Below are 13,078 nucleotides of genomic sequence, written 5' to 3'. Positions count from 1 at the left end.
CAAGCAGGCTTTGCGCCTTATTCGACGGGCGCTTGCTGAGGGGCACCCTGGGGGCCGCCGGGACCGCCCTGCGCACCCATCTGCGCCTGCAATTGCATGAAGCGCTGCTGCGCTTCTTCGAGCGACATGATTTCCGTCACTTCGACCTCGAAAATGAGGTCACTATTGGCCGGAATGTCCGATCCGGGAGGCGGCGTTGCGCCATAGGCCTGCTCTGCCGGGATTTCGATGCGGTACTTGCCGCCCTTCTGCGTCTGCATCAGGCCTTCGGCGAAGCCTTCGATGATACCGCCCTGCTCGTCGAGCGGGAACGGCGTGCCCGCCGGGAAGATCTCGGGCGGGAACGGGCTCGGCTGCGAACGGTCGAATTCGGTGCCATCGGGCAGCGTGCCGACGTAATTGGCAAAGACCACATCGCCCATCTGCGGCGAAGGACCGACACCCTCGGTCAGCGTTTCCACTTCCACGCCCTTGGGCACGGCAGCCCACGCCAGGCCTGCACCGAGCAGGATGGCGACGATGACGCCCAGCCAGAGCTTGGTGAGCGAGCCCTTCTTGATGGGGCGGAGCGGTACGCGGGTGATCTCGGTCATGTAAAATTCGCCTGTAATACGCAAAGGGCGCGGATTTCTCCGCGCCCTCATGGCTTAGCTTGCAGAAGCAATCAACGGCTTACTTGATGCCGTCACGCTCCATGCGCTTACGCTCCAGCTTGCGAGCGCGGCGAACTGCAGCAGCCTTTTCACGGGCGCGCTTTTCGCTGGGCTTTTCGTAGTGGCGGCGCAGCTTCATTTCGCGATAGACGCCTTCACGCTGCAGCTTCTTCTTGAGCGCGCGGAGGGCCTGGTCGACATTGTTATCGCGAACCATGATCTGCATAAAATTCAATACCTCGACTTACGGGCCAGAGCCCGCTTCTTGCGGGGTATGCCTCCTTGAATAGGGTTTCGCTTTATCAACGAAAAGCGCGCCGAATCCGTTCCGGACCGGCTCGAATGGCGGCCACATACGGATTCGAGCCATAAAAGGCAAGCGTGCAGTGCCGCCTTTCGCAAACCCGCGCGAGCGGCTAGGGGATCGCGCAATGTCCACCCTCTCCCCCCTTGCCGCAACCCTGCATGTCGCCATCGGCGGCGGTATCGGCGCGGCCATGCGTTACCAGACCGGGCGCGCCATGACGCAATGGCTCGGCGCGCCGATCATGGGCGCCTTCCCCTTCGCCACCCTCGCCGTCAATGCGATCGGCAGCCTGCTGATGGGCTTGCTGGCCGGCTGGCTGGTGCGATCGGGAGCCGACACCAGCGAGCAGACGCGCCTGCTGCTTGGCGCTGGCGTTCTGGGCGGCTTCACCACGTTCAGCGCCTTCAGCCTGGAAATGGTGATGCTGATCGAGCGCGGACAATATCTCTTCGCAACGCTATATGCCGTCCTTTCCTTCGCGCTCGGCATCACCGGGCTGATGGTCGGGCTTGCAGTCATGAGGATGGCAGGATGAAAACCTCCGACGAAGTACGCCAGTTCACGGTCGAGGCCGACGATGACGGCATCCGTGTCGACCGCTGGTTCAAGCGGCACCTGCCGCAAGTGGGCTTCGGCACCGTCAGCAAGTGGGCGCGCACCGGCCAGGTCCGCGTCGACGGCAAGCGGGTGAAGCCCGACGACCGGCTCGAACAGGGCCAGCAGATCCGTGTGCCCCCGGGCGGCGATGCGGCGCACAAGAAGCCTAAGACCAAGCGCGAGCTGAGCCAGGCCGAGATCGAACAGGCGCACGACATGGTCATCAAGAAGACCAAGTCCGCAATCGCGCTCAACAAGCCGGCGGGCCTCGCCACTCAGGGCGGCACCAACACCTTCAACCATGTCGACGGGTTGCTCGATGCCTTCGTCGAGGGCGAGGACGATGTCCGCCCGCGCCTCGTGCACCGGCTCGACAAGGATACCTCGGGCGTCCTGCTCGTGGCGCGGACGCCCGGTAGCGCGGCGTTCTTTTCCAAGCGATTCTCCGGCCGCAGCGCCAAGAAGATCTACTGGGCGCTGGTGGTCGGCGTGCCCGACATCAAGCAGGGCGTGATCGAGGCACCGCTCGCCAAGCAGCCCGGATCGGGCGGCGAGAAGATGCATGTCGACCATGAAGGCGGCGCGCCTGCCAAAACCAAGTACCGCGTGGTGGAAACGGCGGCCAAGACCGCCGCGTGGCTCGAACTCCAGCCGATGACCGGTCGCACCCACCAGCTGCGCGTCCATTGCGCGGCCATGGGCCATCCCATCGTCGGCGACGGCAAATACGGCGGGCGCGATGCCTTCCTGACCGGCTCTATCAGCCGCAAGATGCACCTCCATGCGCGCCGCCTGATCATCGACAGCCCGGATGGCGGAAAGCTGGATGTCACCGCCGACCTGCCCGAACACTTCGCTGCCTCGCTCGAACAGCTTGGCTTCGACGAGAACGCCAGCGACGCCACGCCGATGCGCGACGATCCGCCGCCCAAATCGCGCGAAGAGAAGAAGCAGCAGGCCCGCCAGCACGCCAAGAATTACCGCAAGTCCCAGCGCGGCCCGCGCAGGGCGCGTGGCGGAACCGGCGGAAAGGGCCCGGCAAAGGGCAAGGGCAAGCGCTGATGCATCCCAATCCGCTCTTCCGAACCGACGACCGGAAGCTGATCGAGAGCATCGTGGCAGAGGCCGGCTTCGGGATGGTGTTTCTGACCACGCCGGACGGACCGCGCGTCGCCCATGTCCCGCTGATCGCGAGCGGCGATGGCGCTCTGCAATTCCACATCGCGAGATCGAACGCGCTGGCCGCCCATCTCGACGGGGCGAAAGCGCTGATCGTCGTCAACGGGCCGCACGGATATGTCAGTCCGCGCTGGTATGCCGACCGCGCTTCCGTCCCCACCTGGGATTATGTCGCGATCGAACTCGAAGGCGCCGTGACGCGCCTCGATGACGAGGGGCTCGAGGCGTTGCTGCACACTTCCATAACGCAGTTCGAGGATGGTCTCAGCGGAGAACCTTGGCAGGCGAGCGAAACGCCGGACAGCCATTGGGCGAAACTGTTCAAGGGTATCGTCGGCTTCGAATTCGCATTGGAAACCAAGCGCCCCACGCTCAAGCTCTCGCAAAAGCAGCCCGCCCCTGTCCGCGAGCGGATCGCTGAGGAACACGCAGCGCACGGCAATCCGCATCTGGCGCGCTGGATGCGCAAGGTGCCGGCATGACCCGGCTCGCCGTATTCGACTGCGACGGCACACTCGTCGATGGCCAGGCCGCCGTGTGCGAGACGATGGAACGCGCCTTCGCGGCAATCGGCAGCCCCCCTCCGGAACGCAACGCCATCCGCCGCACCGTCGGCCTCAGCCTGCCGCTTGCCATGCGCCAGCTGATGACGGACGGGCGCGAAGCGGACCGGTTGCAGGTGGTCGAGGCCTACAAGCGCCTGTTTCGCGAAACGCGGCTGTCGGGCGCGCTGCACGAACCTCTCTACGACGGCATGGCCGACCTGCTTGCCCGGCTCGACGAGGATGGCTGGCTGCTCGGCGTCGCCACGGGGAAAAGCGACCGGGGCCTTCATTCCTGCCTCGAAACGCATGGGATCAAGCAGCATTTCGTGACGCTGCACGGCGCGGATCGCTATCCGTCCAAGCCCCATCCCGCCATGCTCGAAGCCGCACTCGACGAAGCAGGCGTGGGCGCCGACGACGCGGTCATGATCGGCGACACGAGTTTCGATATCGAGATGGCCGGGGCTGCGGGCGTGCGCGCCATCGGCGTCGCCTGGGGCTATCACGATCCTGCAGAACTCATGGCGGCGGGCGCGCAGTCCGTCGCCTCCACCATGGAAGAACTGGAGAATATGATCCGTGGCCGATGAAGAGACTGTCGCACGCCGTTTCTGGGTGATCCAGATGGCCCGCCTGAGCGCCTTCGTCATGGTGTTCATCGGCGCGCTGATCGTCAGCAAGATCATCGATCTGCCCGATTTCGTCGGCTACATCATCCTCGTGATCGGCCTCGCCGAGTTCTTCGTGGTGCCCGCAGTTCTCTCCAAGCGCTGGAAATCGGGCGAGTGATGAAACGCTTCTACAAGGACGTGAGCGTCGCTGAGACCGACCTCGGCTGGACGGTCCACCTCGACGGGCGGCCGATCAAGACGCAGGGCGGCCAGCCGCAGGTCCTGCCGAGCGAGGCGATGGCCGAAATGCTCGCCGCGGAATGGTGCGCGCAGGGCGAAAAGATCGACCCCTCCTCCTTCCGCTTTCGCGACATGGCGGACTATGCGCTCGACGTGGTCGCACGCGATGCGGAGAGCGTGATCGACAAGCTGGTCGGCTATGCCGAGACGGATACGCTGTGCTACCGCGCCGATCCCGAAGAGCCGCTCTACCGCCGCCAGCAGGAGGTGTGGGAGCCGATCCTTGCCGCGATGGAAGCGCGCGAAGGCGTGACGCTCCACCGCGTGAGCGGGATCGTCCACAAGGCGCAGCCCGCCACAAGCCTCAACACATTACGCCAGCGCCTCGCCGCGCTCGGCCCATTCCACCTCGCCGCGCTGGAACAGATCACCGCGCTCGCCGCATCGTTATGCGTTGGGCTCGAAGCGCTGGAAGAGGCCGCCGACGGCGAGGGCCTATGGGCCGCGGCCAGCCTCGAAGAAGAGTGGCAGGCCGACCTCTGGGGCCGCGAGGAAGAAGCCGAAGAACGCCGCGCCAAGCGCAAGGGCGATTTCCTCGCGGCGATTGAGTTTGCGCAGGCCGCCTCCTGATCATGATGTCTGGCGCGATAGCCGCCGGCAGCATATGGTCGTGACATGAGCACGAGCTTGTTCACGCGATACCTCGGCAGGATCATCGATCGCGGCACGCTGCAAGTCACTTTCGCCGACGGGTCGGTTTCCTGCTTCGGCTCTCCGGCAGAGGGCTTCCCGGACGTTGCAATCCGGCTCGCCGACAAGAAGGTCCCACGGGACATCGTGCTCGATCCGCGGCTGGGTGCGGCGGAAGCCTTCATGGACGGGCGCCTGGTCATCGAGCAGGGCGGGATCATGGAGCTTGTCGAATTGCTCCGTTCCAACCAGCCGTGGGACAAGGGTGGCACTATCGGCTCGCCGAAGCTTGTGCGACGGATCGCCAACCGCATCGGCTTCGCGCGCGAGGCGGTGAACGACCGCATCCGTTCGCAGCGCAACGTGTCGCACCATTACGATATCGGCAACGATCTCTATAAACTGATGCTCGACCCCGAGCATATGCAGTATTCCTGCGCCTACTGGGCCGACGGGGTAGAAACGCTGGGCGAAGCGCAGGAAGCGAAGCTCGCACACATTGCCTCCAAACTCGCGCTCGCCGATGGGCAGAGCGTGCTCGACATCGGATGCGGCTGGGGCGGCATGGCCATCTACCTTGCCAGGCATTTCGACCTGAAAGTGCACGGGATCACCCTGTCGCGCGAACAGCTGGAACTTGCCAGAGAACGCGCCGCACAGGCAGGCGTGGCCGATCGGATAACCTTCGAACTGGTGGATTATCGCGAGTTGACCGAGCGGGGCAGCCGGTACGACCGGATCGTTTCGGTCGGCATGTTCGAACATGTCGGCAGGCCGCAGTTCGATACGTTCTTCCAGACCTGCGCGAACCTGTTGGCTGACGACGGGGTGATGCTGCTCCACACCATCGGCCGCATCGGTGGGCCCGGCATGACGGATGCCTTCACCCGCAAGTATATCTTCCCTGGCGGCTATATCCCGGCGCTGTCCGAGACTGTCGCCGCGAGCGAGAAGTACCGCCTGATCGCCAGCGATACGGAGATGCTGCGCCTGCATTACGCAAGAACGCTGCGCGCATGGTACGCGAACTGCATGAAGCACCGGGAAGCGATTGTCGGCATGTACGACGAACGCTTTTTCCGGATGTGGACCTTCTATCTCGCGGGAGCGACGTCGAGCTTCGAGAACGGCGGCATGTGCAATTACCAGATCCAGTACTGCCGCGACCGCCGCGTTCTGCCGCTGACGCGCGATTACATGATGCAATGCGAGCAGGAGCTGGCGTCACGCTAGCGGCACTCGGACCGCCGCAAGCGGGTCGATGGCTTGGTTACATTATTGGTGCCGGAATAGGCTGTCGAAACAGACGCCTAACGTGCGAAAACCGGACGTCGTCTAATCGACCACTTTGAACGAGACTGTCGCCCCATCCGGCAAGTCCTTCACCTGCGCAAATAGGTCTCCGGTGACAGAGAACCGCTCGTCCCATGGTGCTACCCAAACGTTTTGCGGAATATACTCGCCACCTAGAATTGGCGGGACGGTGAACGCATAACATTGGCCATCCCGGAGGGTGAGACCGCTCGAGTGGCAGTCATCTGCCAGTTGGGTCATCAGCCAGCCCTGATCGTCGTTGCCTACACGATGCCAGAATTCCTCCTCGCTATCGGCTACACGTTCCGCGCAACATCCGGCCCTTTCGAGCAAATGGACGTAGCCATCTGCGCCAACGATAAAGGCGTCACCGAAAAGGTTGGTCCGAAGAATGCGAGGCTGGTCTGGCAGTATCGACGTCCATGCGCCGAGGTCGGCTAGATCTGCAGCTCTCGGTAAGAAATATCCGTTCACGTCCACATTGGCGGAATGAAGCAATTACTCGACTTCCGCAATCGGGTCGCGAGCGGACTTCAGCGACCTTACGGCCTAGCCAACCCACTCCGCGACCTGCACGGCGACATCGTTTGCCGCGCGGTTCAGCGCGGGGCCGACTCCTTGGACGTCTGGCGTCACGCCCGGGACCACGGCTTCGAAGCGGCGGGTTTCGACTGCACTGCCCTCGCCCGCGCGCACGGCGTCGAAGACGACCACCACGCTGGAGGTCGAGGCGTCGTAGCCGAACTGGCGCAGCGTTCCGGAAATGCGGTTGACCGCCATCGCGCCCGGATCGTCACCGTCGACGACCACGCGGCCCGACTGCGTGCGGATGGTTTCGGCAATCAGGCGGCGGAACAGGCGGGCGGGCTTTTCCACCCACACCGCATCCTTGAGATAGGCGAGCTCGGTGGCGTTGACCTGCACGGGCACACGCGTCACGTCGAGCGCGGCCGGCGCTTCGAACTCGGTCAGCGCAAGGGCGGTGCCCGCATCGCTCGAGCCGCCGGTTCCGGCAGGTGCGGTGGCCGTAGGCGTCAGGGTCAGCAGGCTTTCGGGCGGTTCTGCGCCGAAACTGATGCAGCCGCCCAGGAGCAGGGCCGGGGCAAGGATGGCGAGGGTTTTGGTCGTGTTCATCGCGCGATCCCGTCTCATGGTTCGTATTCCGGAAGCGGCTGGCTGGAAAGCAGCGAGCCTGCGCCCTTCTCGTCGATCTTTTCGGTCACGCTGCGCAGCGCCTTGCTGGTGGCGCGCAGGTCGCGCAGCGTCGCTTCGGCGGCCGGCAGCGTGCTTTCGGTCAGCTGCTTGGTCGCCGGGCGCGCTTCTTCAAGCGTCTGTTCCAGCGCCTTGGCCGCGCCGCCAGCCGAAGCCAGCGTCTTGCGCAGTTCCCGCGCCAGCTGCTCGCCCTCGGTGTTGATCAGGCGGTCGGTCGATGCCGTGACCTTCTCGAATTCGTCCAGCGCTTCGGCCGCTTCGCGCAGGGTGACCTGCAATTCGGCCATGGTCCGCTCGATCTGCGGGGCCGTTTCGGCAAGGCTGCGCGTCATCTGGTTGGTATTGGCAAGGATACCGGCGATCTCGCCCTGGTTTTCCTCGTCCAGCAGCTGAGTCAGGCGTTCGGTCAGCGTCGCCAGACGTTCAAGCAGCAGCGGCGCGTTGGACAGCAGCGCATTGAGGCCCCCGTCCTGCGGCGGGATGATCGGCACGCCTTCGGTACAGGCCGTGGTCTCGCAGGTGATGGGCGGCGCACCGCTGCGCGCGCCATCCAGCAGGATGGTCGAAACGCCGGTAAAGCTGCCCTGGATGGTCGCGGTGGTGCCGACCAGGATCGGCACTTCTTCCTTCACGCTGATGCGGACGCGGACGAATTCGGGGTCCTTGTCCCACAGCACGATCTGGTTGACCTGCCCCACGGGCACGCCCGCAAAGCTGACCTGGCTGCCATTGGCGAGGCCTGCGACCGACTGCTTGAAGAAGATGTCGTATTCCTTCTGGGCGCCTTCGCCCCAGCGCGCCAGCCAAACGATGAAGAGCGCAAGCGCGGCCAATACGGCCAGCGTCACAGCCCCCACCCAGATGTAATTTGCCCGCGTTTCCATTGGTTAGGCCTTATCCTTGCCCGGAGGCGTTTTGTCCAACGCTTTGACCGCATGGGCGGCGACCGGCCGGTCCATGTGCTGGCGCAGTTCGTCGAGCGCCTGCGCCGTCAGTGCGGCACGACCGCGCGGTCCGTTGAAATATTCCTGTATCCAGGGATGATCGAGTTCCATCAGGTTCGGCACCGTATCGACGGCGATGACCTTCTTGTCCGCCAGCACCGCCACCCGGTCGCAGATCTCGTGCAGCGTATCGAGATCGTGGGTGATGAGGAACACGGTCAGTCCCAGCGTTTCCTTCAGTTCCTTGGTCAGGCGGTCGAAGGCCGATGCGCCGATCGGGTCGAGGCCCGCGGTCGGTTCGTCCAGGAACAGCAGTTCCGGGTCGAGCGCCAGCGCGCGCGCCAGGCCTGCGCGCTTCTTCATGCCGCCCGAAAGCTCGCTCGGGTATTTGCTGACCGCCTCTTCGGAAAGGCCCGAAAGCATTACCTTGTAGCGCGCGATTTCGTGGCGCAATTCGTCGGAAATGTCGGGGTAGAACTGCTTGAGCGGGACTTCGACGTTCTCGCCCACCGTCAGGGTGGAAAACAGCGCGCCGCCCTGGAACAATACGCCCCAGCGATCGCGCACGCCCAGCACCTCGTCGGGCTCCGCCTCGGTGATCGACTGGCCGAACACCTCGATACTGCCGCCCGATGGCGGTTGCAGGCCGATGATCGAGCGCATGAGGACGGACTTGCCCGTCCCCGAACCGCCCACCACGCCGAGGATTTCGCCGCGCCGGACCTTGAGATCGAGGTCCTCGTGCACGGTCTGCGTGCCGAAGCGGTTGACCAGCCCGTCGACGACGATGGGATAGTCGCCGCGAAAGCGTTCGTGTGTGGCCTTGCTGCCCTCTGCCATCACGCCCACCCGATTTCGGTGAAGAAGACGGCGAAGAAGGCATCGAGCACGATGACCGCGAAGATGGCAGCGACGACCGACAGCGTGGTGCGCTTGCCGACCTCTTCGGAATTACCCTTCACCTGCATCCCGTTATAGCAGCCCGCCAGCGCCACGATCAGGCCGAACACCGGCGCCTTCACCAGCCCGACCCACAGATCGTAGGTCGGCACCACTTCCTGGATGCGGCTGAGAAATGTCCAGAAGGGAATGCCCAGCATGGTGTCGCCGATGACCGCACCGCCGATGATCGCCATGCACGAGGCGTAGAAGCCGAGCAGCGGCATCATCAGGACGGCCGCCAGGATGCGCGGGATGACCAGCGCCTCCATCGGGGAGATGCCGATCGTGCGCATGGCATCGATTTCTTCGGTCAGCTTCATCGTGCCGATTTCGGCGGCAAAGGCGCTGCCCGAGCGGCCGGCGACCATGATCGCGGTCATCAGCACGCCCAGTTCGCGCAGGGTGATTCGCCCGACGAGATTGATCGTCAGCGTTTCCGCGCCGAACTGCGCCAGCTGGACCGCGCCCTGCTGTGCGATAACGATGCCGATAAGGAAGCTCATCAGGCCGATGATCGGCAAGGCCGACACGCCCACCAGCTCCATCTGGCGGAACAACGCGACCGTGCGGAAGCGCCGCGGATTGCGGATCAGCGAACCGGCAGAGATCAGCAGCGCGCCGAGGAAACTGATGACCCCGATGATCCCGCTGCGGGCATTGAAGATCTTCTCGCCCATCGCATCGGGCACCCGGCTCCAGAACGGCAGGCGCGGCGCGCCGAGCTTTTCTTCGCCGCCAAGACCCGAAATCGCGTCCAGCAATCGCTGCGCACGCGAGCTCGCCCCGGTGATTTCGGCATCGTGCTCCGTCGCGAGCGTGCAGGCCAGCCATGCTCCCACCGTGTCGATTTCCGACACTCCGGACAGGTCGATCGTGGCCACGCCGCCATCCATGCCGCGCAGGTCGTCGTCGATCGAGCCGATCGTGGACACGAGATAGGGCCCGGTAAGTACCAGTGCGGAACCCCCGTCCCCCTCGACGATCTCGAATTGTGCAAGCCCTGTCATTCGGCTCCCCGTATGGGCGGATTTCAGTCGCCAAACAAGCACGTAAGCGTGCGAAGGCTATATCCCGTTGCATCGCACAATGCGCACTGGCATTGGCACCAGCATGTCCACCGAGCTTTCAAAGACCTTCGATCCCGCCGATATCGAGCAGCGCTGGTACGCGCACTGGGAGGAAAACGGCCTCTTCCGGCCCGAGCGGCCCGATGCCGAGCCCTTCACCATCGTGAACCCGCCGCCGAACGTGACGGGCTCGCTCCACATCGGCCACGCGCTCGACAACACGTTGCAGGACGTGGTGATCCGCTACGAGCGCCTGCGCGGCAAGGATGCGCTGTGGGTGGTCGGCACCGACCATGCCGGTATCGCCACGCAAATGGTGGTCGAGCGCCAGATGGAAGCACGCCAGGACAAGCGCACGAATTACTCGCGCGAGGATTTCGTGGGCAAGGTCTGGGAATGGAAAGAAGAAAGCGGCGGCACGATCACGCGCCAGCTGCGCCGTCTCGGCTGCTCGATGGACTGGTCCAGAGAGCAGTTCACGATGGACGAACATTTTTCCAATGCCGTGCTCAAGACCTTCGTCGACCTTTACAATGACGGCCTGATTTACCGCGACAAGCGGCTGGTGAACTGGGACGTCAAGCTCAAGACCGCGATTTCCGACCTCGAGGTCGAGACGGTCGATGTGAAGGGCGGCTTCTGGCATTTCCGCTACCCGCTGGCAGACGGCGTCACGACGTCGGAAGGCAAGGATTACCTCGTCGTCGCCACCACGCGTCCCGAGACAATGCTGGCCGATATGGCCGTGGCGGTTCACCCCGATGACGAGCGCTACAAGTCGGTTGTGGGCAAGGATATCCTCCAGCCAATCACCGGTCGCCGCTTCAAGGTGGTGGCCGACGAGCATGCCGATCCGGAACTCGGTTCGGGCTGCGTGAAGATCACGCCGGGCCACGACTTCAACGACTTCGACGTGGGCAAGCGCGCAGGGTTCGCTCCTGCCGAAATGCTCAACATGCTCGATGCGGAAGGCAATGTCTGCCAGACCGCCGACGGGCTGGTGCCGGACGAATTCCTCGGCCTCCACCGCTTCAAGCGGGACGGCGTCGACGGCGCACGCGAACTGGTCGTGGCGCGCATGAAGGAGCTCGGCTTCCTCATCCCGCACATCACCAAGGACAAGGAAGGCAACGAGGTCGAACACGACGCCGAGCCGCGCACCATCGCAACGCCCTTCGGCGACCGCGGCGGCGTGGTGATCGAACCGTGGCTGACCGACCAGTGGTATGTCGATGCCGAAACCCTCGCCAAGGCACCTATCGAGGCCGTGAAGGACGGCACGATCGAGATAGTCCCGAAGAGCTGGGAAAAGACCTTCTTCAACTGGATGGAGAACATCCAGCCCTGGTGCGTCAGCCGCCAGCTGTGGTGGGGCCACCGTATCCCGGCTTGGTATGACGCGGATGGCAATCCCTATGTCGCCATGACCGAGGAAGAAGCGCAGGCGAAGGCGGGAGAAGGCGCCGCCCTCACCCGTGACGACGACGTCCTCGACACGTGGTTCTCCTCCGCGCTCTGGCCCTTCGCGACGCTCGGCTGGCCGGACAAGACCGACCTGCTCCACAAGCACTATCCCAACGACTTGCTCATTTCCGGCTTCGATATCCTGTTCTTCTGGGATGCGCGCATGATGATGCAGGGCATGCATTTGACCGGCAAGGCACCGTGGCCGAGGCTTTACCTCCACGGCCTCGTCCGCGCCGCCGATGGGGCGAAGATGTCCAAGTCCAAGGGCAATGTCGTCGATCCGCTGGGCCTGATCGACCAGTACGGCGCCGATGCACTGCGCTTCTTCATGTCGGCGATGGAAAGCCAGGGCCGCGACATCAAGATGGATGAACGCCGTGTCGAGGGCTATCGCAACTTCGCGACCAAGCTCTGGAATGCGACGCGTTTCTGCCAGTCCAACGGCATCGGCGCGAGCACGAGCATCGCCGCGCCCGCTGCGACGCAGGCGGTCAACAAGTGGATCATCGGCGAAGTCGTCGAGACCAAACACGCGCTCGAACAGGCAATGGCCGACCTGCGCTTCGATGCCGCCGCAAACACGATCTACCACTTCGTGTGGGACCGTTTCTGCGACTGGTATATCGAGCTTATCAAGGGCAATTTCGACGAGGAAACCAGGGCCGTCGCCGGCTGGGCGCTCGACCAGATCCTCGTCATGCTCCACCCCTTCATGCCTTTCATCACCGAAGAGCTGTGGTCGAAGCAGGGCGACCGGCCCGCCTATCCGCTGATCACTGCCAAATGGCCCGATCCGCAGGCTGAAGTCGACGCGGGCGCCAAGGCCGAGATCGACTGGCTTATCGCGCTCACCAGCGCGGTCCGTACGGCGAAGAACGAACTCGGCATCGCGCCGGGGGCGAAACTGGAAGCCTATTGCCCTGCCCCGTCGGCGCTGGGCCGCAAGGTCGTGGAAGAGAACGCCGCCGCGATCGAGCGTCTCGCGCGCCTCACGCCGGTCCGCTTCGAAGAGGCACCCGGAGGCGCGGCCATGCAGGTCGCAGCGGGCGACGATGCCTTCATCGTGCCGCTCGAAGGCGTCATCGACATCGAGGCGGAAAAGGCGCGCCTGTCCAAGGCGATGGAAGCCTCCACGAAGGAAGCCAAATCGCTCGATGGTCGCCTGAACAACGCGAACTTCGTCGAACGCGCCAAGCCCGAGGCAGTCGAAAAGGCACGCGCCGACTTCGCGCATCATACTGCCGAGATCGAACGGTTGAAGGCAGCACTGGCGAGGCTGGGCTAGGAAATTTTCCTACCCGGCCCGGCTG

Annotated in this window: 16 protein-coding genes; 9 read left to right on the top strand and 7 right to left on the bottom strand. The window is 64.1% G+C overall.

Annotated features, from left to right (window positions below; translation table 11 throughout):
- Positions 1-17: 17 nt before the first annotated feature.
- Both BM173_RS09425 and rpsU read right to left on the bottom strand, forming a co-directional pair.
- Positions 18-593 (bottom strand): FKBP-type peptidyl-prolyl cis-trans isomerase, encoded by a 576-nt coding sequence (locus tag BM173_RS09425; protein WP_090480617.1) that lies wholly within the window; start codon positions 591-593, stop codon positions 18-20.
- A 79-nt stretch (positions 594-672) separates the two neighbouring features.
- Positions 673-879, bottom strand: coding sequence for a 30S ribosomal protein S21 (rpsU, locus tag BM173_RS09420; RefSeq protein WP_006834591.1), 207 nt, complete (start codon positions 877-879; stop codon positions 673-675).
- 205 nt (positions 880-1,084) lie between these two features.
- Between rpsU and crcB the strand changes: the two genes are divergently transcribed.
- From crcB to BM173_RS09385, 7 genes are read left to right on the top strand one after another with little or no spacing between them, the layout of a single operon-like run.
- A complete protein-coding gene (gene crcB / locus BM173_RS09415) occupies positions 1,085-1,495 on the top strand; it encodes a fluoride efflux transporter CrcB (RefSeq protein ID WP_090480614.1) in 411 nt (136 codons plus the stop codon).
- The gene (locus BM173_RS09410) at positions 1,492-2,619 is read left to right on the top strand and encodes an RluA family pseudouridine synthase (protein ID WP_090480611.1); all 1,128 of its coding nucleotides are present in this window, start codon (positions 1,492-1,494) and stop codon (positions 2,617-2,619) included. The genes crcB and BM173_RS09410 overlap by 4 nt, the downstream gene beginning before the upstream one ends.
- Entirely contained in the window at positions 2,619-3,218 is a 600-nt protein-coding gene (locus BM173_RS09405; RefSeq protein WP_090480608.1) for an FMN-binding negative transcriptional regulator, read from the top strand. Before BM173_RS09410 ends, BM173_RS09405 begins: the two co-directional genes overlap by 1 nt.
- Positions 3,215-3,871 carry an HAD-IA family hydrolase gene (locus tag BM173_RS09400; protein WP_090480605.1) on the top strand — a complete coding sequence of 219 codons (657 nt, stop codon included), beginning with the start codon at positions 3,215-3,217 and terminating at the stop codon, positions 3,869-3,871. The genes BM173_RS09405 and BM173_RS09400 overlap by 4 nt, the downstream gene beginning before the upstream one ends.
- Positions 3,861-4,070 (top strand): hypothetical protein, encoded by a 210-nt coding sequence (locus BM173_RS09395; RefSeq protein WP_090480602.1) that lies wholly within the window; start codon positions 3,861-3,863, stop codon positions 4,068-4,070. Before BM173_RS09400 ends, BM173_RS09395 begins: the two co-directional genes overlap by 11 nt.
- Positions 4,070-4,762, top strand: coding sequence for an ATP12 family chaperone protein (locus BM173_RS09390; RefSeq protein WP_090480599.1), 693 nt, complete (start codon positions 4,070-4,072; stop codon positions 4,760-4,762). Before BM173_RS09395 ends, BM173_RS09390 begins: the two co-directional genes overlap by 1 nt.
- A 45-nt stretch (positions 4,763-4,807) precedes the next feature.
- On the top strand, positions 4,808-6,055 hold the full coding sequence (locus tag BM173_RS09385; protein WP_090480596.1) for a class I SAM-dependent methyltransferase: 1,248 nt from the start codon (positions 4,808-4,810) through the stop codon (positions 6,053-6,055).
- 102 nt (positions 6,056-6,157) lie between these two features.
- Here the strand turns inward: BM173_RS09385 and BM173_RS14900 are convergent, their stop codons facing one another.
- The gene (locus tag BM173_RS14900; protein WP_425438809.1) at positions 6,158-6,376 is read right to left on the bottom strand and encodes a T6SS immunity protein Tdi1 domain-containing protein; all 219 of its coding nucleotides are present in this window, start codon (positions 6,374-6,376) and stop codon (positions 6,158-6,160) included.
- On the opposite strand from BM173_RS14900, the gene BM173_RS14785 reads away from it, so the two are divergent.
- Entirely contained in the window at positions 6,320-6,577 is a 258-nt protein-coding gene (locus tag BM173_RS14785) for a hypothetical protein (RefSeq protein WP_245755841.1), read from the top strand. The two genes, BM173_RS14900 and BM173_RS14785, sit on opposite strands and share 57 nt — an antisense overlap.
- A gap of 108 nt (positions 6,578-6,685) precedes the next feature.
- On the opposite strand, the gene BM173_RS09375 is transcribed toward BM173_RS14785, so the two are convergent.
- Genes BM173_RS09375 through BM173_RS09360 form a run of 4 tightly spaced genes read right to left on the bottom strand, consistent with a single transcriptional unit; the run spans position 6,686 to position 10,241 of the window.
- Entirely contained in the window at positions 6,686-7,270 is a 585-nt protein-coding gene (locus BM173_RS09375) for an ABC-type transport auxiliary lipoprotein family protein (RefSeq protein ID WP_224802734.1), read from the bottom strand.
- A 14-nt stretch (positions 7,271-7,284) separates the two neighbouring features.
- Complete coding sequence (locus BM173_RS09370) at positions 7,285-8,232, bottom strand: MlaD family protein (RefSeq protein WP_090480586.1); 948 nt, start codon at positions 8,230-8,232, stop codon at positions 7,285-7,287.
- 3 nt (positions 8,233-8,235) lie between these two features.
- On the bottom strand, positions 8,236-9,132 hold the full coding sequence (locus tag BM173_RS09365; RefSeq protein ID WP_090481547.1) for an ABC transporter ATP-binding protein: 897 nt from the start codon (positions 9,130-9,132) through the stop codon (positions 8,236-8,238).
- Positions 9,132-10,241: an ABC transporter permease gene (locus tag BM173_RS09360; RefSeq protein WP_090480583.1), complete on the bottom strand. Its 1,110-nt coding sequence runs from the start codon at positions 10,239-10,241 to the stop codon at positions 9,132-9,134. Before BM173_RS09360 ends, BM173_RS09365 begins: the two co-directional genes overlap by 1 nt.
- A gap of 103 nt (positions 10,242-10,344) precedes the next feature.
- Here BM173_RS09360 and BM173_RS09355 point away from each other — a divergent pair, with 103 nt between their 5' ends.
- Positions 10,345-13,053 carry a valine--tRNA ligase gene (locus tag BM173_RS09355; RefSeq protein WP_090480579.1) on the top strand — a complete coding sequence of 903 codons (2,709 nt, stop codon included), beginning with the start codon at positions 10,345-10,347 and terminating at the stop codon, positions 13,051-13,053.
- Positions 13,054-13,078: the final 25 nt, after the last annotated feature.

Origin of the sequence: Qipengyuania nanhaisediminis (genome assembly GCF_900115585.1) — a bacterium.
GTDB classification, from domain to species: Bacteria; Pseudomonadota; Alphaproteobacteria; order Sphingomonadales; family Sphingomonadaceae; genus Qipengyuania; species Qipengyuania nanhaisediminis.
This window is presented reverse-complemented; position numbering and strand designations above follow the sequence as displayed.